The 23295-nt window shown below is 43.7% G+C and carries 17 protein-coding genes and 2 tRNA genes; 18 read left to right on the top strand and 1 reads right to left on the bottom strand.

Annotation, left to right across the window (positions count from 1 at the left end; translation table 11 throughout):
- The first annotated feature begins 81 nt into the window (after positions 1 to 81).
- The 12 genes from cysK to PGZ10_RS03900 all read left to right on the top strand — a co-directional run bounded on the left by cysK (position 82) and on the right by PGZ10_RS03900 (position 14267).
- Entirely contained in the window at positions 82 to 1014 is a 933-nt protein-coding gene (cysK, locus tag PGZ10_RS03955; RefSeq protein WP_055157569.1) for a cysteine synthase A, read from the top strand.
- Between the two features lie 3 nt (positions 1015 to 1017).
- Positions 1018 to 1464, top strand: coding sequence for an RrF2 family transcriptional regulator (locus tag PGZ10_RS03950; protein WP_008374709.1), 447 nt, complete (start codon positions 1018 to 1020; stop codon positions 1462 to 1464).
- A 301-nt stretch (positions 1465 to 1765) separates the two neighbouring features.
- Positions 1766 to 2827, top strand: coding sequence for a heat-inducible transcriptional repressor HrcA (hrcA, locus tag PGZ10_RS03945; protein ID WP_022220707.1), 1062 nt, complete (start codon positions 1766 to 1768; stop codon positions 2825 to 2827).
- A 36-nt stretch (positions 2828 to 2863) separates the two neighbouring features.
- A complete protein-coding gene (gene grpE, locus PGZ10_RS03940; protein WP_270540763.1) occupies positions 2864 to 3511 on the top strand; it encodes a nucleotide exchange factor GrpE in 648 nt (215 codons plus the stop codon).
- An 88-nt stretch (positions 3512 to 3599) separates the two neighbouring features.
- Positions 3600 to 5474, top strand: a complete 1875-nt coding sequence (gene dnaK / locus PGZ10_RS03935; protein WP_008374721.1) for a molecular chaperone DnaK — start codon at positions 3600 to 3602, stop codon at positions 5472 to 5474.
- Between the two features lie 217 nt (positions 5475 to 5691).
- Positions 5692 to 6879 carry a molecular chaperone DnaJ gene (gene dnaJ, locus PGZ10_RS03930; RefSeq protein ID WP_008374725.1) on the top strand — a complete coding sequence of 396 codons (1188 nt, stop codon included), beginning with the start codon at positions 5692 to 5694 and terminating at the stop codon, positions 6877 to 6879.
- A gap of 351 nt (positions 6880 to 7230) precedes the next feature.
- Positions 7231 to 7779 carry a DUF6465 family protein gene (locus tag PGZ10_RS03925; protein ID WP_070097332.1) on the top strand — a complete coding sequence of 183 codons (549 nt, stop codon included), beginning with the start codon at positions 7231 to 7233 and terminating at the stop codon, positions 7777 to 7779.
- Between the two features lie 74 nt (positions 7780 to 7853).
- Positions 7854 to 9038 carry an iron-containing alcohol dehydrogenase gene (locus PGZ10_RS03920; RefSeq protein ID WP_270540732.1) on the top strand — a complete coding sequence of 395 codons (1185 nt, stop codon included), beginning with the start codon at positions 7854 to 7856 and terminating at the stop codon, positions 9036 to 9038.
- Position 9039: 1 nt separating this feature from the next.
- Complete coding sequence (locus PGZ10_RS03915) at positions 9040 to 10404, top strand: MATE family efflux transporter (protein WP_243006437.1); 1365 nt, start codon at positions 9040 to 9042, stop codon at positions 10402 to 10404.
- 84 nt (positions 10405 to 10488) lie between these two features.
- Positions 10489 to 10866, top strand: coding sequence for a RidA family protein (locus PGZ10_RS03910; RefSeq protein ID WP_117556305.1), 378 nt, complete (start codon positions 10489 to 10491; stop codon positions 10864 to 10866).
- A 35-nt stretch (positions 10867 to 10901) separates the two neighbouring features.
- Complete coding sequence (locus PGZ10_RS03905; RefSeq protein ID WP_117823958.1) at positions 10902 to 11738, top strand: Mrp/NBP35 family ATP-binding protein; 837 nt, start codon at positions 10902 to 10904, stop codon at positions 11736 to 11738.
- Positions 11739 to 11894: 156 nt separating this feature from the next.
- Positions 11895 to 14267: an ATP-dependent DNA helicase gene (locus PGZ10_RS03900; protein WP_270246080.1), complete on the top strand. Its 2373-nt coding sequence runs from the start codon at positions 11895 to 11897 to the stop codon at positions 14265 to 14267.
- An 8-nt stretch (positions 14268 to 14275) separates the two neighbouring features.
- Here PGZ10_RS03900 and PGZ10_RS03895 read toward each other — a convergent pair whose 3' ends face one another.
- Positions 14276 to 15154 carry a LysR family transcriptional regulator gene (locus PGZ10_RS03895; protein ID WP_008374739.1) on the bottom strand — a complete coding sequence of 293 codons (879 nt, stop codon included), beginning with the start codon at positions 15152 to 15154 and terminating at the stop codon, positions 14276 to 14278.
- Positions 15155 to 15281: 127 nt separating this feature from the next.
- Here PGZ10_RS03895 and PGZ10_RS03890 point away from each other — a divergent pair, with 127 nt between their 5' ends.
- The 6 genes from PGZ10_RS03890 to PGZ10_RS03865 all read left to right on the top strand — a co-directional run bounded on the left by PGZ10_RS03890 (position 15282) and on the right by PGZ10_RS03865 (position 23190).
- Positions 15282 to 15986, top strand: a complete 705-nt coding sequence (locus PGZ10_RS03890) for a TIGR01906 family membrane protein (RefSeq protein WP_270540729.1) — start codon at positions 15282 to 15284, stop codon at positions 15984 to 15986.
- 150 nt (positions 15987 to 16136) lie between these two features.
- Complete coding sequence (locus PGZ10_RS03885; protein WP_117823988.1) at positions 16137 to 19895, top strand: phosphoribosylformylglycinamidine synthase; 3759 nt, start codon at positions 16137 to 16139, stop codon at positions 19893 to 19895.
- A 312-nt stretch (positions 19896 to 20207) separates the two neighbouring features.
- The gene (gdhA, locus tag PGZ10_RS03880; RefSeq protein ID WP_008374749.1) at positions 20208 to 21542 is read left to right on the top strand and encodes an NADP-specific glutamate dehydrogenase; all 1335 of its coding nucleotides are present in this window, start codon (positions 20208 to 20210) and stop codon (positions 21540 to 21542) included.
- 179 nt (positions 21543 to 21721) lie between these two features.
- Positions 21722 to 21794: transfer RNA gene (locus PGZ10_RS03875), tRNA-Val, on the top strand.
- Between the two features lie 28 nt (positions 21795 to 21822).
- Positions 21823 to 21896, top strand: a tRNA-Met gene (locus PGZ10_RS03870).
- A gap of 70 nt (positions 21897 to 21966) precedes the next feature.
- Complete coding sequence (locus tag PGZ10_RS03865; RefSeq protein WP_117556297.1) at positions 21967 to 23190, top strand: helix-turn-helix domain-containing protein; 1224 nt, start codon at positions 21967 to 21969, stop codon at positions 23188 to 23190.
- Positions 23191 to 23295: the final 105 nt, after the last annotated feature.

The following is a 23295-nucleotide window of genomic DNA, read 5'->3' as shown; positions in this document are numbered from 1 at the left end:
TGACAAATAGGTTTTATAGGCATATAATGACATCATTGAGTTAAACCTATCAAAACAGTAGGAAAGAAAGGAGAACTTACGATGTCAAAAATTTATAATGGTGCTTTAGAGCTTGTTGGAAATACTCCTCTTGTAGAGGTGAAAAATATTGAAGAAGAATTAGGATTAGAGGCAAGAATCCTTGTGAAACTGGAATATTTTAACCCGGCCGGAAGTGTAAAAGACAGAATTGCCAAAGCAATGATCGAGGATGCTGAGGAAAAAGGATTATTAAAAGAAGGTTCTGTTATCATTGAGCCTACTTCGGGAAATACGGGAATCGGTCTTGCATCGATTGCAGCAGTCAAAGGATACCGTATCATTCTTACTATGCCGGAGACAATGAGTGTAGAAAGAAGAAACATCCTGAAAGCATACGGAGCAGAGATTGTTCTGACAGAAGGCGCAAAGGGAATGAAGGGTGCGATTGAAAAAGCAGATGAACTTGCAAAAGAGATCCCGGGCAGCTATATCCCTGGACAGTTTGTTAATCCGGCTAATCCGGAAGTACACAGAAAGACAACCGGACCAGAGATCTGGAAGGATACAGACGGAGAAGTAGATCTGTTTATCGCAGGTGTTGGTACAGGTGGAACACTGACCGGTGTCGGCGAATATCTGAAATCCCAGAATCCGGATGTGAAGATCGTTGCATTGGAGCCTGCAAGTTCACCGGTACTTTCTACAGGAAAAGGTGGTCCTCACAAAATTCAGGGAATCGGAGCAGGATTTGTACCGGACGTACTCAACACAACTGTATATGATGAAATATTTACTGTAGAAAATGATGACGCTTTTGCAACAGGAAAGCTGCTTGCAAAGAAAGAGGGAATCCTGGTAGGAATTTCTTCGGGAGCTGCACTTTATGGAGCGATCGAACTTGCAAAACGTCCGGAAAACAAAGGAAAGACGATTGTGGCACTGCTTCCGGATACCGGAGACAGATATTACTCCACACCGCTCTTCACGGAGTAGAATATGAATTTTTCAAAGAAAAGCAGATACGGACTTCGGGCACTGATCGACCTGTCCGTATACTCGAAAGAATCCCATGTTGCACTTGCAGCAATTGCAGAGCGTAACAGTATTTCACCGCAGTATCTGGAACAGGTATTTGCGGCACTCAGAAAAGCCGGAATCATCAAAAGTGTGAAAGGACCGCAGGGGGGATACCTGTTGGCGAAGCCTGCCACAAAGATTTCGGTTGCGGAAATATTACGTGCGCTGGAAGGTGATTATCTCATCGAAGAAGAGGATGTAGAAGGCGCCGAGAACGGAAGAGCTGCGGCTCAGGCTGTACAGAGTGAAGTTATCGAACGTCTGAACAGAGGACTACAGGATATCCTTGAGAATCTGTTTCTCTCTGACCTCGAACAAAAATATCAGGAATACAGTGAATACAGTCAGGATATGTACTATATATAATAGAAGAAATGCACACCATCAGACCGGGAGGCTGGGGTGTGTTTTTTTTGGTTTGACGGTCGGGTGGGGAGTTTGGGAGGAAGGGAGCAGGCGGTTCAGGCAGAAAAGAAGGGACTCCGATTCAAACGGAATGGTTTGCCGATTGAATTGGAATCCGACAGCATATCCGGGTGGAACCGGACTAAAAATAAAAAAATCATAAACCCTGTTGACAAAGTGAATAGTAAGTGGTACATTTATAAGCGTAGAAAATGTTAGCACTCAGACATAACGAGTGCTAATAACAAAAAGGAGGTAGCATATGGAAGCCATACAGGAACTTAATGAGCGGAAGACGAAGATCTTACATGCAATCATTAAGAACTATCTTGAGACCGGAGAGCCTGTGGGATCCAGAACGATTTCCAAGTATACGGATCTGAATTTAAGTTCGGCAACGATCCGGAATGAGATGGCAGATCTCGAAGAGCTTGGTTATATCATGCAGCCTCACACATCAGCAGGAAGGATTCCGTCGGATAAAGGTTACAGATGGTATGTGGATATGCTGATGAGCCAGAAAGAACAGGAGATTACCGAAATCAAAGGTCAGATGCTTGAGAAGGCTGACAAGATGGAAGAACTTCTGAAGCAGGTTGCAAAGGTTCTTGCGAACAACACGAATTATGCGACGATGATTTCGACTCCGACTTACAACGGGAACAAATTAAAATTTATCCAGCTTTCACAGGTTGATGACCATCAGCTGATCGTTGTGATCGTGATGGAAGGCAACATTGTAAAGAACCAGATCGTGACACTGGATGAGCCGCTCAGCAATGAAGCACTATTGAAGCTGAATATGCTTCTGAATACTTCGCTGAACGGAACTTCACTAGAGCAGATCAATCTGGGAGTGATCGCAAGACTGAAAGAACAGGCAGGGATCCACAGTGGAGTGATGAGCAGTGTCCTGGATGCAGTAGCGAATGTGATCCAGCTGGATGACGACATGGAGATTTACACCAGTGGCGCGACGAATATTTTCAAGTATCCGGAGCTTAGTGATAAGCAGAGCGCACAGGAGATCATCAGTGCTTTTGAAGAAAAGCAGCAGCTTGCCGCTCTGGTAACAAAGTCAATGGCAAACGGCGGTGAAGACAGAGACATCCAGGTATACATCGGAGATGAATCGAATGTGGAGAACATGAAAGACTGCAGCGTAGTCACAGCAACATATGAGTTGGGCGAGGGCATGCAGGGAACCATCGGAATCATCGGACCGAAGCGAATGGATTATGAACATGTCATGAAGACGCTTAAGACACTGATGGCAGAGCTGGATGACATATTCCACAGGGATGAGCCGAAAAAGCTCGAATAAGAAGTAAGAAAGGTGGAAGAACCATTGGATAAAAAGATGAGTAATGAAGAAATGGTAAAAGAAGCAGTGGAAGAAGCAAAGAAAGCTGCGGAGGCAGAAGCCAAAGAGCAGGAGGCAAAAGGGCAGGAACCGGAAGACGCGGAAGAAACCGAAGCAACAGAGGAAGAAGCTGTTGGTAAAGAGACGAATTCCGAAGATGCTGAAGAACCAAAGAAAAAGAAGCTGTTTGAAAAGAAGAATAAAAAAGATAAAAAGGATGAGCAGATCGCAGATCTGACAGACAAACTTACGAGACACATGGCTGAGTTCGATAATTACAGAAAGCGTACTGAAAAAGAAAAGTCAGCGATGTATGAGATCGGAGCCAAAGATGTTGTAGAAAAAATTCTTCCGATTGTAGACAACTTTGAACGCGGACTTCAGTCCGTATCGGAAGAAAAGAAAGATGATCCGTTCGTAGATGGAATGGATAAGATCTATAAACAAATGATGAGCACACTGGAAGGAATCGGAGTAAAACCGATTGAAGCAGTTGGTCAGGAATTCGATCCGAATTTCCACAATGCAGTGATGCATGTGGAGGATGAAGAACTTGGTGAAAATGTAGTAGCTGAGGAATTCCAGAAAGGATATATGTACCGTGACTCAGTCGTAAGACACAGCATGGTAAAGGTAGCAAACTAAGATATACCGTGTACCGCATTTACGATACACTTTATATAAATAACAAAGCAAAATACAATTTTTATTATATTAACAGGAGGTCTTCATAATGGGCAAAATCATTGGTATTGACTTAGGTACAACAAACAGTTGTGTAGCGGTTATGGAAGGTGGACAGCCGGTCGTAATCGCAAATACAGAAGGAGCAAGAACTACACCATCTGTAGTAGCATTTACAAAGACAGGAGAACGTCTTGTAGGTGAACCTGCAAAACGTCAGGCAGTAACAAATGCAGAAAAGACAATCTCATCTATCAAGCGTGAGATGGGTACAGATCATAAAGTAGACATCGATGGAAAGAAATATTCTCCACAGGAAATTTCAGCTATGATCCTTCAGAAATTGAAAGCAGATGCAGAAGGATATCTTGGAGAAAAAGTTACGGAAGCAGTTATCACTGTTCCGGCTTACTTCAACGATGCTCAGCGTCAGGCTACAAAAGATGCAGGTAAGATTGCAGGTCTTGATGTAAAACGTATCATCAACGAGCCTACAGCAGCAGCTCTTGCATATGGACTTGACAATGAAAAAGAACAGAAGATCATGGTATACGACCTTGGTGGTGGTACATTTGATGTATCTGTTATCGAGATCGGTGACGGCGTTATCGAAGTTCTTTCTACAGCTGGTAACAACAGACTTGGTGGAGATGACTTCGACCAGAAGATCACAGATTATATGCTTGCAGATTTCAAGGCAAAAGAAGGCGTAGACCTGTCAACAGACAGAATGGCACTTCAGAGACTGAAAGAAGCAGCTGAAAAAGCAAAGAAAGAACTTTCTTCTGCAACAACAACAAACATCAACCTTCCGTTCATCACAGCAACAGCTGAAGGACCGAAGCATTTTGATATGACTCTTACAAGAGCTAAATTCGATGAACTGACACGTGACCTTGTAGAAAAGACACAGGAACCGGTAAGACGTGCACTTTCTGATGCAGGACTTACAGCAGCAGACTTAGGTCAGGTACTTCTTGTTGGTGGATCTACACGTATCCCGGCAGTTCAGGAGGAAGTAAAACGTCTGACAGGAAAAGAACCAAGCAAATCTCTTAACCCGGATGAATGTGTAGCACTTGGTGCTTCTATCCAGGGTGGTAAGCTTGCAGGAGATGCAGGTGCAGGCGACATCCTTCTTCTTGATGTAACTCCACTTTCACTTTCTATCGAAACAATGGGTGGTGTAGCTACAAGACTGATCGAGAGAAACACAACAATCCCGACAAAGAAGAGCCAGATCTTCTCTACAGCAGCTGATAACCAGACAGCCGTTGATATCAATGTTGTACAGGGTGAAAGACAGTTTGCAAGAGATAACAAGTCCCTCGGACAGTTCAGACTGGATGGAATTCCGCCGGCTCCACGTGGAATCCCACAGATCGAAGTTACATTTGATATTGATGCAAACGGTATCGTAAATGTATCTGCAAAAGATCTGGGAACAGGAAAAGAACAGCACATCACAATTACAGCAGGATCTAATATGTCTGATGCAGATATCGACAAAGCTGTAAAAGAAGCTGCTGAATTTGAAGCTCAGGATAAGAAACGTAAAGAAGCAATCGATGCTAAGAACGATGCCGACGCTATGGTATTCCAGACAGAAAAAGCACTTGGCGAAGTTGGAGATAAGATCGATGCAGCAGACAAAGCAGCAGTAGAAGCTGACGTACAGGCTCTGAAAGATCTGCTTGCGAAAGCGAATACAGAAGAACTTACAGATGCTCAGGTTGCAGAAATCAAAGCAGGAAAAGAAAAACTGATGGAAAGCGCTCAGAAACTGTTCACAAAGGTTTACGAACAGGCAGGCGCACAGGCTGGTCAGGCAGGACCACAGGCTGGACCTGCACCAGAAGCAGGACCGGCTCCGGAAGGATTTAACGGAGATGACGTAGTTGACGGAGATTACAAAGAAGTTTAATCCGTAAGATAAGATGAGAAACTGCAAGGCGGCATTATACCGTCTTGCAGATTTCATGTATCATAAATAAAAATAGTTTTTATGACATAAAAAGCCTCCGGTTAGGTGAACTGCATGTGCAAAGAAGATGTTGCAGAGAGCCGGCGCGGGCATGAGAATGTGCCAGGGTACATTCTGTATTAAAATACTTTGAGAAATATCTAAGTGAGGTAGGATTATGGCAGAGGCAAAAAGGGATTATTATGAGATCCTGGGCGTATCACGAGATGCGGATGATGCGACTCTGAAAAAAGCATACAGAGCTTTGGCGAAAAAATATCACCCGGATATGAATCCAGGAGATGCAGAAGCCGAAAAGAAGTTCAAGGAGGCTTCTGAAGCCTATGCTGTTCTGAGTGATGCAGACAAACGGCGTCAGTACGATCAGTTTGGTCATGCAGCGTTTGAAGGCGGTGCAGGCGGAGCCGGTGGATATGGCGGTTTTGATTTTAACGGGGCAGACTTTGGTGATATTTTTGGTGATATCTTCGGTGATCTGTTTGGCGGTGGCAGAAGAGGCGGACGTGCGAACAATGGTCCGATGAAAGGCGCCAATATCCGTAAAGGTGTCCGGATTACATTTGAGGAAGCAATTTTTGGATGCGAGAAGGAACTGGATATCGTTCTGAAAGATCCATGTACAAAGTGTAACGGAACAGGAGCAAAACCGGGAACAAGTCCGGAGACCTGTTCAAAATGTGGTGGAAAAGGTCAGGTTGTTTATACATCACAGTCGTTCTTCGGAACGGTGCAGAATGTGCAGACCTGTCCGGACTGTCATGGAACGGGTAAGATCATTCGTGAGAAATGTCCGGACTGTGGTGGAACAGGCTATACTTCAAGCCGCAAGAAGATCAAAGTCACAATCCCGGCAGGTATTGACAATGGTCAGAGCGTAAGAATCCGTGAGAAAGGTGAACCGGGTGTGAATGGCGGACCGAGGGGAGACCTTCTGGTAGAAGTTACGGTTTCCAGACATCCAATCTTCCAGAGACAGGATGTTCATATTTTCTCAACTGCACCAATTTCGTTTGCGCAGGCAGCACTTGGTGGTGATGTGCGAATCAAGACGGTTGATGGTGATGTGATCTATACCGTAAAACCGGGAACTAAGACTGATACAAAAGTACGCCTGAAAGGAAAAGGGGTACCTTCTTTGAGAAATCCTCAGGTCAGAGGTGATCATTATGTGACGCTGGTTATTCAGACCCCGGAAAAATTAAGTCCGGAAGCCAAAGAAGTGCTTAGACATTTTGATCAGTTGACAGGAAATACACTGAACCAGGAAGAGCCGGCTTCTGAATCGAAGGGTAAAGCTAAGAAAAAAGGGTTCATGGATAAGTTAAAAGAAACATTTGAAGAATAATAAAAAGGTGGCTGTGAAAAACTCGATTGAATTTTTCACAGCCACCTTTTTTTATTCTTCTTCGTCTTCCAGTTCTCCTCCGATGACACCTCCGAGAACGGCAGTGAAAGAAGCAACAACGACAGCGGCGATGATTGCTACACCGATCAGTGCTACTAAAATACCCATAACACGTACCTCCTTTTCTCGTCTTTTTATAGTATAACACGGAGGCAAGTAAAATTAAATGAAAAAATGTGACTTTTTTCATTTAGTATGCTATAATGTCAAAGAGCAAATGATAACACAGCGTATTGTCAGTTTTGCGGATTTAAAATAGTAAGGCTTAGCGGTTAAGGAGGGCAAACCAATATGGCACTGAAAAAACAGATAAAAGAAACAAAGGCAGCAGAGGTAAAGGCAGCGGCAGAAACTAAAGAAGAAGTAAAAACAGCAGTTAAAGCAGCAGAAGATAAAGTCAGCGAAAAAGTAGAAGAAGTAAAAGAAACTGCTAAAAAAGAAGCACAGCCGAAAGAAGTAAAGGCTACTGTTGAAAAGAAAGCGCAGGAGGTAAAAAAAGCTGCAGGAGAAGTGAAAAAAACAGTAGAAGAAACAGCTGAAAAAGCTGCAAAAGAAGTGAAGAAAACTGCAGAGAAAGTTACAAAAGAAGTAAAGAAAGCAGCACCAAAAACAACAGCAAAAAAATCTGCGGCAAAGAAAGAAATCAAAACAGAAGTTGTTCTTCAGTATGGTGAAAAAGAAGTAAACACAAAAGATATGATTGCTTCAGTAAAAAAAGACTGGACAAAACAGAAACATAAAATTTCCGAGATCAAGAGTATTGAGCTTTATGTAAAACCGGAAGATTATGCAGTATACTATGTAATCAATGGCGAACATACCGGAAAAGTATGGTTATAAGATAAGACTGAAAGATTTAGTCCGAACCGCAATCTTTATTGAACGGTTCGGATTTTTTTAAGGAGAGAGATAAAATGCAAAAGTTTATACAGTATACACCGACAGAAATCCTGTTTGGAAAAAACACACAGGCAGAAGTTGGGAAAGAAGTTAAGAAATGGGGCGGAAGCCGTGTGTTTATCGTATATGGCGGTGGAAGTGTAAAGAAAAGCGGACTTCTTGCGCAGGTAGAAGAAGCACTGGAAAAAGAAGGACTTGCTTATGAGGAATTTGGCGGAGTAAAGCCAAATCCCCGGATGGCATATGCACAGGAAGGCGTTGAGAAAGCAATTGAGTTCGGTGCGGATTTTCTTCTTGCAGTAGGCGGTGGAAGTTCTATTGATACAGCAAAGGCAATCGCCCATGGTGTGGCAAACCCGGACTGGTCTCTGGAGGAAATCTGGGGAGGTGAAATCATACTTACCAGATCGACACCGGTAGGATGCGTACTTACGATTGCGGCAGCAGGAAGTGAAACAAGCGATTCCGCAGTTCTGACAAACGAAGAAACAAGGAAAAAGGGAGGAATCAGCACTAGCCTGAACCGCCCGAAGTTTGCGATTATGAATCCGGTTCTTACCTATACGCTTCCAAAATATCAGATTGCGTGCGGAATCGTGGATATCATGATGCATACACTAGAGCGATATTTTATTCCAAATACGAGAAATCAGATAACAGATGAAATTGCAGAGGGAGTTCTGCGGATTGTGATTGAAAATGGAAAGAAAGGTCTGGAGAATCCGACAGACTACGATGCCATGAGTGAAATCATGTGGGCAGGAAGCCTTTCCCATAATGGTCTGACAGGTCTCGGAAGAGCAAAAGATTTTTCTGTACATAAGCTCGGACATGCACTTGGTGCAAAATATGATAAGGCGCATGGTGCAACCCTTTCAGCTGTCTGGGGATCCTGGGCAGAATATGTCTATAAAAACGATGAAGAAAGATTTGCGCATTACGCAAAAAAAGTATGGGGCGTAGAGGAAGAAGATGTGGCGAAAGCCGCAAAAGAGGGAATTCGCCGGACTGTAGAATATTTCCGTGAGATTCATATGCCGACAAATTTAAAGGAACTGGAGATCGGAGAAGTATCAGAGGAAGATCTGCGGGAACTTTCTATGGCTGCGACATTAAATGATACCGTAAAACTTTCAAAAATCAAAGAACTTACTGCCGAAGATGTATACCAGATTTTTCGGAAAGCAGCAGGAAAATAAGATGGAAATAAATAAGAGAAAATTTTACAGACAAGTGTTCGCACTTGTAATCCCAATGGCACTTCAGAATCTGATCAATGTGGGTGTGACGGCGGCAGACGTGCTGATGCTTGGAAGAGTCAGCGAAAAAGTTCTTTCAGGGGCATCCCTTGCAGGGCAGATACAGTTTGTCATGACACTGATCCTTTTTGGTACAACATCAGGTGCAACGGTTTTGACTGCACAGTACTGGGGAAAGAAAGATACACAGACGATTGAAAAAATCCTTGGAATGGGAATGACCATCGGTGTCAGCTGTGCAGCTCTTTTTACCATTGTTGCGGAAATCATTCCGGAAGTGCTGCTTCATATCTATACCAGTGACCCGGCCGTGATCGCAGAAGGTGTGAAATATTTGCGGATCGTGGCGCTTTCCTATGTTCTGATGGCGGCAACGCAGGTCTATCTTTACATTATGCGGAGTATCGAGCAGGTTGTGATCGCAACGGTTGTTTACAGCGCGTCACTAGTTTGTAATGTCCTGGTAAATGCGCTTCTTATTTTTGGCTTATTTGGTTTACCGAAGATGGGAATTATGGGTGCGGCAATCGGAACTCTGACAGCAAGGATCGTAGAACTTATCATTGTAATCTGGTATGCAAAAGTAAAAAACCATGACGTTAGATTTCACCCGGTCTATATGCGTAAGATCGACAAGGTGCTTCTAAAAGACTTTCTGATTTATGCGAGTCCGGTGATCTTGAATGAAATGATGTGGGGACTTGGTTCTACAGCGAATACAGCAGTGATCGGTCATCTGGGAAGTGCTGCGGTGGCAGCAAATTCCGTGGCGCAGGTTGCAAGACAGCTGGCAACGGTGGTTGCCTTTGGTGTATCCAATGCGACTGCCATTTATCTTGGTAAGACCATCGGTGCAAAAGAGTTTCATCTGGCAAAAGAGTATGGAAAAAGATTTTTGTGGCTGAGTATTATTACTGGTGCGGTAGGAGGCGGCATCATTCTGATAGCTGCTCCGATTGCAAATCATGTGATGACACTCTCACAGGAAGCGCAGGGGTATCTTTATTTTATGTTTTTTGTTATGTCTTACTTTACACTCTGCCAGGCGATCAATACGACACTTGTGGTGGGTGTATTCCGGGCAGGAGGAGATACCAGGTTTGGTCTGATCCTGGATGTGTCTACCATGTGGGGATGCTCTATTCTGCTGGGTATGATCGCTGCCTTTGTCTTTCATGCGCCGGTGCAGGTTGTTTATATCCTTCTGATGAGTGATGAGGTGATCAAAGTACCGATCACAGTCATGCGCTACCGAAGCTATAAATGGATTCAGAATGTGACGAGAGAAAAAGCAGAGCTGTCATAACATTGTATGCGAAAATAAATTTGGAATTTTGAGGCAGATGTGATATGATATAGAAAGAATATATTTGAAAAGGAGATTTGCAACATGAAATTAGTATCAACAGAAAAAGCACCAAAAGCACTTGGACCGTATTCCCAGGGATATGTACATGGGGGAATCCTTTATTCAGCAGGACAGATTGCGATCAATCCGGCTACAGATACTGTAGAAGCTGATACCATCGAAGGACAGGCTGACCAGGTATGTAAGAACATCGGAGCAATCCTTGAAGAAGCAGGAACTTCTTTTGACAAAGTATTAAAGACAACCTGTTTCCTTGCTGATATGGGAGATTTTGCCGCATTTAACGAAGTTTATGCGAAATATTTCACATCAAAACCAGCCAGAAGCTGTGTTGCTGTTAAGACACTTCCAAAGAACCTTCTTTGCGAAATTGAAGTGATAGCAGCAGTAGAAGAATAGGATTTATAAATCCTGAAAATTAGGAGGATGGCGTTATGGCAGAAGAGCAGAACAGCGGATGTTCGCCGGAATCGTGTTCTTCCTGTGCGCATGCGGGTTCATGCAGCAGTGCGAAGAAAGATCTGAAAGCACCGGCAAATCCGTATTCACAGGTAAAAAAAGTAATTGGAGTAGTCAGCGGTAAAGGTGGAGTCGGCAAATCAATGGTGACAGCATCTCTTGCACGTATGATGGTACAGCAGGGATATTCAGTTGGTATTCTGGATGCGGATATCACAGGACCATCTATCCCGAAGATGTATGGAGTGCATGGAAGTGCAGTCGGAAGCGAGGCGGGAATGTTCCCGTGCGTTGCAAAAGACGGCACGAAGATCATGTCGGTCAATCTGCTTCTGGAACACGAATCAGATCCTGTCATCTGGAGAGGACCGGTGATCGCAGGAGTAGTAACCCAGTTCTGGACTGATGTAATGTGGGGAGATCTGGATTTCTTATTTGTTGATATGCCGCCGGGAACAGGGGATGTTCCTCTTACGGTATTCCAGTCACTTCCGGTAGACGGCGTTGTGATCGTGACTTCGCCACAGGATCTGGTACAGATGATCGTAGAGAAAGCTTACAATATGGCAAAGAAGATGAACATACCGGTTCTCGGACTGGTGGAAAACTACAGTTATCTGGAATGTCCGGACTGTGGAAAGAAAATATCTGTATTTGGGGAAAGCCACATTGACGAGATTGCAGAAAAACTTGGGGTAGAAGTACTCGGAAAGATGCCGATCGATCCGAAACTTGCCGAAATTGTAGAACAGGAGAAGTTCTATGAGGCAGACAACCAGTATCTTAAAAACATCATTGACAAGTTCAATTAAGAAGAAAGCTCCGGCGAGATGATGATCGCCGGGGCTTTTTAGCTATAGAGGTACGGAAAATGTGAAAAGCCATATCATGACAGGACGGATACAATTGGCAAGGAACATGTGTTTATGGTATGATAACAGGTAGCAAAAAGCGGAGGCAGAAAGAACATGGACGAGAATCTCCCGATGATCCGGATTTCGGTGCGAAACCTTGTGGAGTTTATTTTAAGAGAAGGGAATATTGACAATCGAACAGGAGGCGGACAAGATCCGGAGAATATGCAGATGGGAAGCCGGATTCACCGGAAGATCCAGAGACAGATGGGATCGGATTATCAGGCGGAGGTACCTCTTAAGACAGAGATCGTCTGTGATGGGTTTACTTTGAAAATAGAAGGACGTGCCGACGGACTGATTCATACAAAAGAGCAGGTCATGGTAGATGAGATCAAGGGTGTTCTGCGGGAACTTGACCGGGTGCAGGAGCCGGCAGGCATTCATCTGGCACAGGCAAAATGTTATGCCAGCATGGTAGCAGAACAGGAAGGGGTGGATGAGATCGGGGTACAGATGACCTATTGCCAGATGGAGACGGAAGAGGTGAAAAGGTTTCAGTATTCTTATCGGAGTAATGAACTGAAAGTCTGGTTCGATGAAGTGATCCGACAGTATGAAAAATGGGCAAAGTTCCAGATTGAATGGAGAAAGGCAAGAAATGCATCTGTTAAAGGGATTGAATTTCCGTTTCCATATCGTAAAGGGCAGAGAGATCTTGCGGTATCTGTTTACCGGACGATTCTTCGGAAGAAAAAGTTGTTCATCCAGGCACCAACCGGAGTGGGGAAGACGATTTCAACGGTATTTCCGGCAGTGAAAGCGGTTGGAGAAGAACTGGGCGAGAAGATTTTTTATCTGACGGCAAAAACAATCACCCGGACGGTGGCGGAGCAGGCATTCGAAACCTTGCGGGAACAGAATCTGAAGTTCAAAGTGATCACTTTAACGGCGAAAGAAAAAATCTGTTTCTGTGAGGAGACAAGCTGCAATCCGGATGACTGCCCATATGCCAAAGGGCATTTTGATCGGGTAAATGATGCGGTCTATGAGCTTTTGATGCAGGAAGATGTGATGAGCCGGGAAGTGTTGGAAGCGCAGGCAAGAAAACATAAGGTCTGTCCATTTGAAATGGCACTGGATGTGTCAACCTGGGTGGATGGTGTGATCTGCGATTATAATTATGTGTTTGATCCGGATGCCCGGCTCAAGCGTTTCTTTGCAGAAGGTGGCGCTGGAGGATATTTGTTTTTGATCGATGAGGCACACAATCTGGTAGAACGTGGACGGCAGATGTACAGTGCAGAGTTATGCAAGGAGGACTTTCTTGCGGTGAAGAAACTGGTAAAGGGAGAAGCACCGCGGTTTGCAAAAAGACTGGAGGCATGCAATAAGATTCTTCTGGCAATGAAAAAAGAGTGTGAAAACTATAAGGTGCTGGACAATATTTCGCATTTTGGAATCCAGCTTATGAATGTACTATCTGAGACAGACCGGTATCTCGAGGAATGTGTGGATAAAGAAGTCCGGGAAACCGTATTGGATTTTTATTTTCAAGTGAGATCTTTCCTGAATATATATGATGGGTTGGATGAGAACTATGTCATCTATACGGAGTATCAGGAGAATGGAAGATTTGTTCTGAAGTTGTTTTGTGTTAACCCGGCGGCAAATCTGCAGAAATGTCTGGATAAGGGGAACAGTGCTGTATTCTTTTCGGCAACACTTCTGCCAATCCAGTATTACAAAAGACTTCTGAGTACGGAAAAAGATAACTATGCGGTCTACATTGATTCTTCGTTTGATACAAAGAAGAGACTGCTTATGAATGGTGTGGATGTGAGTACCCGTTACGCCATGCGTTCCAGGGAAATGTATCAACGATATGCGACATACATTTTCCGGGTAGTGAAAGCAAAAATGGGGAATTATCTGATCTTTTTCCCGTCTTACCGGTTTATGGAAGATGTGTATCAGGAATTTACACAGCTTCTTGCATCAGATGAAGAAGAGATGGAACTGGTTATTCAGCAGAAGCACATGGATGAAGAAGAACGGGAAAATTTCCTGCGTGCATTTGAAATGGGAAGAGAGAAAAGTCTGATCGGTTTTGGAGTTCTTGGCGGGATTTTCTCAGAAGGAATCGATCTGACAAATGAGAAGCTGATCGGGACACTGATCATCGGAACAGGGCTGCCGCAGGTGTGCAATGAGCGGGAAATCCTGAAAAGCTATTTTGACCAGAAGGGACTTTACGGGTTTGACTATGCTTACCGGTATCCGGGGATGAACAAGGTTTTGCAGGCAGCAGGAAGGGTGATCCGCACAGAGGATGACCGCGGAGTGATACTTCTTCTGGATGAGCGTTTTCAGAGGGAGAAGGGGAAAGAGATTTTCCCGAAAGAATGGGCGGACTGTGAAAGATGCCGGTTAGACATTGTGGAAGAAAAAATCCGTCTGTTCTGGGAAAAACAGACGGATAATTAAGAAACTTTTTATGCATTAAAGTAATCCAGAAATGCCTGTGTCGCGCGGGAAACCGGAACATGTCCGTTCCATGCGGCAACCAGCTGACGCTTTGGAAGTTGTTCTTCGGTCTGGACGACAAAGAGCTGGTCGGAATTCTTTGGTACACAGTAGTCCGGAATAAAAGCGATACCAAGTCCGATCCGTGCGAGATCGATCAGAAGATCGTTGCTGCTCAGCTCGATTTCAGGAACCAGATCCAACTGATGCTGCTGGAAGAGAGAATGCAGAAATTCACTGGTTGTACTTTTTCTGTCCAGCATGATGATCGGATAACGCTGCAGTTCTTTGAGGGAAAGCTTTTTCCCCTGCAGTTCCGCAAAGGACTGGTTTGCGATAAAGACATCGTGAAAATCACGGATCTTTCGGAAGGAGGCAAGACTGCCAAGGTAAACGTTCGGATAGTTAGCGACAATGAGATCTACCTGACCGTTTTCCAGAAGTTCCGTACACTTGATCGAAGTGGCATTGGTCACTTTTATATGTGCGTTAGGGAAAGCTTTGTGGAAACGTTCCAGATAAGGAACCAGAAAATACCGGCAGATGGTGTCGCTGGCACCGATGCGGATCTGACCGCCGGTAGAGGCTGTTTCCATGATCTGGGATTCCCCGCGCTTGATCAGATTGATCGCCGGTTCGATATGACGCAGAAGGATCTCGCCTTCCGGGGTGAGCTGAACTTTTTTTGTGCTTCGGATGAAAAGAACCTGATCCAGTTTCTTTTCCAGTGCTTTAATGGACTGGCTGACAGCGGACTGTGAAATAAAGAGCTGCTTGGAAGCCTCAGAAAAGCTGAGCGTGTCTGCAACATAATAAAATACTTTATATAATTCATAGTTGATATCCATTATTAGTCCTCCTTATAAAACCTATTAGTATTATAAGTGATAAAAAATGAAATTTCAAGAGAAAACCATTTTTGACAAATGAAGACAGGGTTGCTAAACTATAGACAAAAAAGAGAAGGAGAAAAAAATGGCAAAAAAGAAATGGCTGCATAAAATCCTGGCGATTTTGCCGAGTATTTCACTGATCGTGATCCTGCTGATCAGCAGTTTTGAGATCGGTGCATACGGAGACTGGAATTTTTATGAAAAAGAATATGAAAAATATAAGGTAGCGGATGAACTTTATATGGAGATGCCGGATATCATGAAGGTGACAAAATTCATGATGTCTTATTTGCGGGGCAACGAGAAGAAACTGAGTATTGAGACGGAAGTGGAAGGAAATATACAGGATTTTTTCAATGAGAAGGACCGGCTTCATATGGCAGATGTGCAGGGGCTTTTTCTTGGCGGACTTGCAATCCGGAGGGGAGCGATCATCGTACTGCTTTTTTCAATGGCGGCACTTGTGCTTATGAAAGCAGACTGGAAGAGGCTGATCCCGCAGATGTATCAGCGGGTGCTGGCGGTATTTCTGGCACTTACCGCGGTAGCAGGATTTCTGTTCTCAAGAGACTTTAACAAATATTTCGTGATCTTTCATCATATTTTCTTTAACAATAACTTATGGATCCTTGATCCGGCAGAAGACTATATGATCCGGATGCTTCCGGAGGGCTTTTTCTATGATATGGTGATGAGGATCGGAAGTATTTTTGTTGTGTTTTTAATCGTATCTCTTGTCTGCAGTATTGTCCAGAAAAAGATAAATAAGAGATGCGATTCACGGTAATTGTAATAAATAAGATATACTTATAAAAAGATTTAGTTATATTTATTGTACTTATAAAAGATGATGTGGTAAAATAAAAATCGAGGAAACTGCCGTTATGCCGGATCAAGGCATGCGGTTTCAATATTACTACCAAAGCTAATGGAGGAAATTATGGGCGTAAAACGTGTATATGTGGAGAAAAAACCAGAATTTGCAGTACAGGCTAAAGAACTTCGCCATGAGGTGAAGAGTTATCTTGGAATTAAGACGGTGAAGAATGTACGTGTACTGATCCGCTATGATGTGGAAAATCTTTCTGATGCAACATTTGAAAGAGCATGCAACGGTGTGTTTGCAGAACCACCGGTAGATGTGCTTTACAGAGAGGACTTCCCGCGCGAAGAAAGTGACCACATTTTTTCTGTAGAATTTCTTCCTGGACAGTTTGACCAGAGAGCAGATTCTGCTGTTCAGTGCGTACAGTTTATCAAAGAGGATGAGCTGCCGGTTATCAAGACAGCGACCACTTATGTGATCGAAGGTGAGATCAGCGAAGAAGAGATGGAAGCTATCAAGGCACACTGCATCAATCCGGTGGATTCCAGAGAGACAGGACTTGAAAAACCGGAGACACTGGTTACGAAATTCGAGGAACCTGCAGATGTAAAGATTTTTGACGGATTCAAAGATATGCCGGAAGCGGAACTGAAAGAGTTATACAGTTCTCTTGGACTTGCTATGACATTCAAGGATTTCCAGCACATCCAGAATTATTTCAAAGGGGAGGAACACAGAGATCCATCTATGACAGAGATCCGTGTTCTGGATACTTACTGGTCTGACCACTGCCGTCATACTACATTCTCAACAGAACTTACAGAAGTATCCTTCGGTGATGGCGATTACAGAAAGCCGATGGAAGATACTTATAAAGAATACCTTCAGACACACAGTGAGATCTTTAAAGGACGCGAAGACAAATTTGTATGCCTGATGGATCTTGCACTGATGGCAATGCGGAAGCTGAAAAAAGAAGGCAAACTTCAGGATCAGGAAGAATCCGATGAGATCAATGCCTGCAGTATCGTTGTCCCGGTTGAAGTAGATGGTGTGGAAGAAGAGTGGCTTGTTAACTTCAAGAACGAGACGCACAACCATCCGACCGAGATCGAACCATTTGGTGGTGCAGCTACCTGCCTTGGTGGAGCAATCCGTGACCCGCTGTCAGGACGTACTTATGTATACCAGGCAATGCGTGTAACCGGTGCAGCAGATCCGACCGTATCTGTAAAAGAGACGATGAAAGGAAAACTGCCGCAGAAGAAACTGGTGCGTAGTGCAGCACATGGATACAGCTCATATGGTAATCAGATCGGACTTGCAACCGGACTGGTAAAAGAGATCTATCATCCGGATTATGTGGCAAAGAGAATGGAGATCGGTGCGGTTATGGGTGCTGCTCCGAGACGTGCAGTTATCCGTGAAAATTCGGATCCGGGAGATATCATCATTCTTCTTGGCGGACGTACCGGACGTGATGGCTGTGGTGGAGCAACCGGTTCTTCCAAAGTTCATACCGAAGAATCCATCGAGACATGTGGAGCTGAGGTTCAGAAGGGTAATGCGCCGACCGAACGTAAAATCCAGAGAATGTTCCGCAGAGAAGAAGTCAGCAAGCTGATCAAGAAGTGTAATGACTTCGGAGCAGGCGGAGTATCTGTTGCAATCGGAGAACTTGCAGATGGTCTTCAGATCAATCTGGACAAAGTACCGAAAAAATATGCAGGTCTTGACGGAACAGAGATTGCAATTTCTGAATCCCAGGAGCGTATGGCTGTTGTGGTAGATCCGAAGGATGTAGATGAATTCCTTGGCTATGCAAAAGAAGAGAATCTGGAGGCGGTAAAGGTTGCAGTTGTTACCGAAGATCCGAGACTTGTTCTTTCATGGAGAGGAAAAGAGATTGTAAATATTTCCCGTGCCTTCCTGAACACCAACGGTGCACACCAGGAGACAACGGTTAAAGTTGATATTCCTTCAAGAGAAGATACCATCCTTAAGAAACAGGTTGAGGTTGGCGATGTAAAAGAAAAATGGCTGGATACTCTGAAAGATCTGAATGTATGCTCGCAGAAAGGTCTGGTTGAGATGTTCGACGGATCCATCGGAGCAGGCTCGGTTTTCATGCCTCACGGTGGAAAATACCAGATGACAGAGACGCAGAGTATGGTTGCAAAGCTTCCGGTTATGCATGGTAAATGCGATACCGTTACGATGATGAGTTATGGATTTGATCCGTATCTGTCAAGCTGGAGTCCGTATCACGGAGCTGTCTATGCTGTCACAGAGTCTATGGCTAAGATCGTGGCTTGTGGTGGAGATTACAGCAAGATCCGTTTTACATTCCAGGAATATTTCCGCAGAATGACAGAGGATCCGGAAAGATGGAGTCAGCCATTTGCAGCACTGCTTGGTGCATATAAGGCACAGATTGCTTACGGACTTCCGTCAATCGGAGGAAAGGACAGCATGTCCGGAACATTTGAACATATCGATGTACCGCCGACACTGGTATCCTTTGCGGTTGACATTGCCAAAGAAGGAGATATCATTACTCCGGAACTGAAAAAAGCAGGTAATAAACTTGTATGGATGAAGATTGAAAAAGATGAATATGAGCTTCCGGTATATGAACAGGTAATGGATCAGTACGGTAAGTTCGCTGATGATATCCACAACGGAAAGATTGTATCGGCTTACGCACTTGACCGCCATGGAGTGATCGCAGCTGTCAGCAAGATGGCATTCGGTAACGGAATGGGTGTGAAGATCGAACACAGCATGGATGCAAGAGAACTTTTTGCACCTGCATTCGGTGACATCGTAGCAGAAGTTCCGGCAGACAAGGTAGGAGAACTCTCCATCTCTTACACTGTGATCGGTGAAGTGACAGATGATGCAAAATTCGCATTTGGAGATACAGAAATCACACTGAAAGAAGCAGAAGATGCATGGACAGGAACTCTGGAACAGGTATTCCGTACGGTATCTGACGAAGCTTCTGACGAAAAGGTAGAATCTCCGCTGTATGATACAAAAGACATTGTAATCTGCGGACACAAGATTGCACAGCCGACTGTATTTATCCCGGTATTCCCGGGAACAAACTGTGAGTATGACAGTGCAAAAGCATTTGAAAGAGCAGGTGCAAAGGTCATCACAAAAGTATTCCGTAACATGGATGCAGCAGATATCGTAGATTCTGTGAATACATTTGAAAAAGAAATTGCAAAATCCCAGATCATCATGTTCCCGGGCGGATTCTCAGCTGGTGACGAACCAGATGGTTCAGCAAAATTCTTTGCAACTGCATTCCAGAATGCAAAACTCAAAGAAGCAGTAGAAAAACTTCTGAACGAAAGAGATGGTCTTGTACTTGGTATTTGTAACGGATTCCAGACACTGGTTAAACTTGGTCTGGTTCCTTACGGAGAAGTTGTGGGACAGACACCGGATTCTCCGACACTGACCTACAATACCATCGGACGCCATATTTCCAAGATGGTTTACACGAAAGTTGTTACCAACAAGTCACCATGGCTGCAGGGAGCAGAGCTTGGCGGAGTTTATACCAATCCGGCATCCCACGGAGAGGGACGTTTTGTTGCAAGTGAAGAATGGCTTGACAAGCTCTTTGCAAACGGACAGGTTGCAACACAGTACTGTGACCTTGACGGAAATGTATCTATGGACGAAGAATGGAACGTCAATGGCTCTTATCGCGCAATTGAAGGTATCACAAGTCCGGATGGCCGTGTGCTTGGTAAGATGGCACATTCAGAACGTCGTGCAGATTCCGTGGCAATCAATATTTATGGTGAGCAGGATATGAAGATCTTTGAATCCGGTGTGAAATATTTCAAATAAGACGGGAAATCTGGAATAAAATGCTTCGAATGAGACGAAAATGCAAGATTGTCGACACAAACTTGCAAAAAAGAGAAGAAGTATCAAGAAAAAAAATGAAAATCAGCTGTATTTGAAACAAAAATGTAGTGGAAATTCATAAAAATTGAAAAATATGCAAAAAAAATCTTGACACAGGCGCCTGAATGCTTTACTCTGTTAAAGAACAAAGGTGTTCCGGAGGGACAGACATTTGTTTGTCCCTCTTTTTTTAGCAAAGAAGTGTGCAAAGTCACATTTTTGTAAAAGAACATTCAGGAGGTATTGAGTAGTATGTCTTATGTTGATGAAGTAATTGAACTTGTAGTAAAGAAAAACCCAGATGAACCAGAATTTCATCAGGCAGTAAAAGAGGTTCTGGAATCTCTTCGTGCAGTTGTAGAAGCTCATGAAGAAGAATACAGAAGAGACGCTCTTCTTGAAAGACTCGTTGAGCCGGAAAGACAGATCAAATTCCGCGTACCGTGGGTAGATGATAAAGGTCAGGTTCAGGTTAATACAGGATACCGTGTACAGTTTAACAGTGCAATTGGACCATACAAAGGAGGATTACGTCTCCATCCTTCAGTAAATATCGGAATTATCAAATTCCTTGGATTTGAACAGATCTTCAAAAACTCTCTGACAGGACTTCCAATCGGTGGAGGAAAAGGTGGATCAGACTTCGATCCGAAAGGAAAATCAGATCGTGAAGTTATGGCATTCTGCCAGAGCTTTATGACAGAGCTTTGCAAATATATCGGAGCAGACACAGATGTACCGGCCGGAGATATCGGAACAGGTGCAAGAGAGATCGGATATATGTACGGACAGTACAAGAGAATCCGTGGATTATCAGAAGGTGTTCTGACAGGTAAAGGACTCAGCTACGGTGGATCCCTTGCACGTACAGAAGCTACAGGATACGGACTTCTGTATTTCACACGCGAGATGCTCAAACTTGCAGGAAAAGACATCGCTGGCAAGACAGTTGCTGTTTCTGGAGCAGGTAACGTTGCAATCTACGCAATCGAAAAAGCACAGCAGATGGGTGCCAAAGTTGTAACATGCAGCGATTCTACTGGATGGGTTTATGATCCGGAAGGAATCGATGTTGCAGCACTGAAAGAAATCAAAGAAGTGAAGAGAGCAAGACTTACAGAATACAAGAACTACCGTCCAAATTCAGAATATCATGAAGGACGTGGTGTATGGTCAGTAAAAGTTGATATTGCTCTTCCTTGTGCAACACAGAACGAACTTCATCTGGAAGATGCAAAACAGCTTGTTGCAAACGGATGCTTCGCAGTAGCAGAAGGAGCTAACATGCCTACCACACTGGAAGCTACACAGTATCTGCAGGAGAACGGTGTATTATTTGCACCTGGTAAAGCTTCTAATGCAGGTGGTGTTGCCACATCAGCACTTGAGATGTCACAGAACAGCGAACGTCTCAGCTGGACATTCGAAGAAGTTGATGCAAAACTTCAGAACATCATGGTAAATATCTGCCACAACGCAGCAGACGCAGCAAAACGTTACGGAGCAGAAGGAAACTATGTAGTAGGTGCTAACATTGCCGGATTTGAAAAAGTTGTAGACGCAATGCAGGCTCAGGGAATTGTATAAGACATATCCTCTATGTAAAAATATAAACCAAAAGTCCCCGGAAGTAAATTCCGGGGGCTTTTGCTTAGGAAGGGTGAAAATCTGTTAAAAAAAGTATCAAAAAAAGTAAAAAAACAGTTGACATTTCAGTGATTATAATTGTATAATAACAAAGTCGGTTGTGAGATGGACAAACATATGGGATCATAGCTCAGCTGGGAGAGCATCTGCCTTACAAGCAGAGGGTCATAGGTTCGAGCCCTATTGGTCCCATTGCAATGAAAGTTGCATAATTGAATATGGCGGGATAGCTCAGTTGGCTAGAGCACGCGGTTCATACCCGCGGTGTCGCTGGTTCAAATCCAGTTCCCGCTACTTGAAGAAGGAGTCCTTGTGTGGGGCTTCTTTTTTACTATATGAGAAATGAAGTGATGGAGTAAGGAAGATGGATAAGACACGATTCTGGGCGGAGAGACTCTATGTAAATAGTAAGATTTCCTCGCACATTTATTATGCCGAGAAAGATATACCGGAAGTTATCGGCATCGGAGAAAATGAAGAGGATCCGTTCTTGACAGATCCGTATTTAGAAGAAAATCTGCGTAAGATGTATGAAGAAAAAAGGGCGCCTGTCCTTACGATAGAAGACGGCTGGGTGGCTTACATGGCATTTTCTGATGCAGAGAACAATTTTTATATCGGAGGACCGGTGAGTCTGGCGACGGATAAGGAAGAAAAAAGCGGACTGTATCATTACAGGCGCAGACATCAGCTTTCGCAGCGTAAATTGAATATCCCCAGAATGTCGATCATGAAACTTGCCGGTATTTTGTCTATGTCTCTTTTTTCTCTGTGTGGTCTTGAAATAAGTGAAGCAGAGCTGATGGAATTAAGTCGGATTGAAACAGGTAAGAAAAGCGAAATAGAAGGGGAACTGGTTAACTATAAATTTGATTCTTCAGAAAATGAACGAAAGCATGTAACATATGAATATGAAAAAAAATACTACGATGCGATAAAAAGAGGAGATAGTGATTATTTCAAAGGTCCGATGTATGACAAGCTGCATCTGTATGATGAAATTGGAAAGCTGGCTGAGGGAGGCCTTAAGCAGGCGGAGTATATGGTTGCGGCAGGACTTGCGTTGATCTCACGGGCAGCAATGGAAGGAGGCGTATCGCCGACAGAAGCTTATGCGGTGAGCGATGTGTTTTATCAAAGGCTGGAAAAGTGTAAAACACAGAAAGAGATGTATCAGCTCTCTTCTGAGATACAGCGAACCTATGTGAAAATGGTTCAGGAACGGAAGAAAGAGAAGAAAAATTCAAATTATGTCGAACAGTGCAAGGATTATCTGACACAAAATTTCCATAAAAGAATCACGGTGGAAGAACTGGCAAAACAGATAGGGGTAAACAGAACCTATTTGTCCGGAAAATTTTCCGAACAGGTTGGGATGAGCATTTCACAGTATAGCATTCTGATACGAATCCGAGCGGCTGAGAATATGCTGAAATATTCTGAGGCTTCGATTTCTTACATTGCAGATTATCTGTGTTTTTCATCACAGAGTCATTTTGGCAGAGAGTTTAAAAAGAAAAACGGGATTTCTCCGTCCGAATATCGGAAACAGAATAAAAATATACATTTTTTAAGCAAACAGACATAAATGATAAAAAAGCAACATATATGACAGAAACATCCATTGGATACGGTTATGATAATCGTATCCAATGGATGTTTTTTATTGCCAAGCATATCAATAATTGGTTCA

The organism is Coprococcus sp. AF102-57, assembly GCF_027686195.1.
GTDB classification, from domain to species: Bacteria; Bacillota; Clostridia; order Lachnospirales; family Lachnospiraceae; genus Allocoprococcus; species Allocoprococcus comes.
Note: the sequence above shows the minus strand (reverse complement) of the source record. Positions and strands in the feature narration are given on the sequence as shown.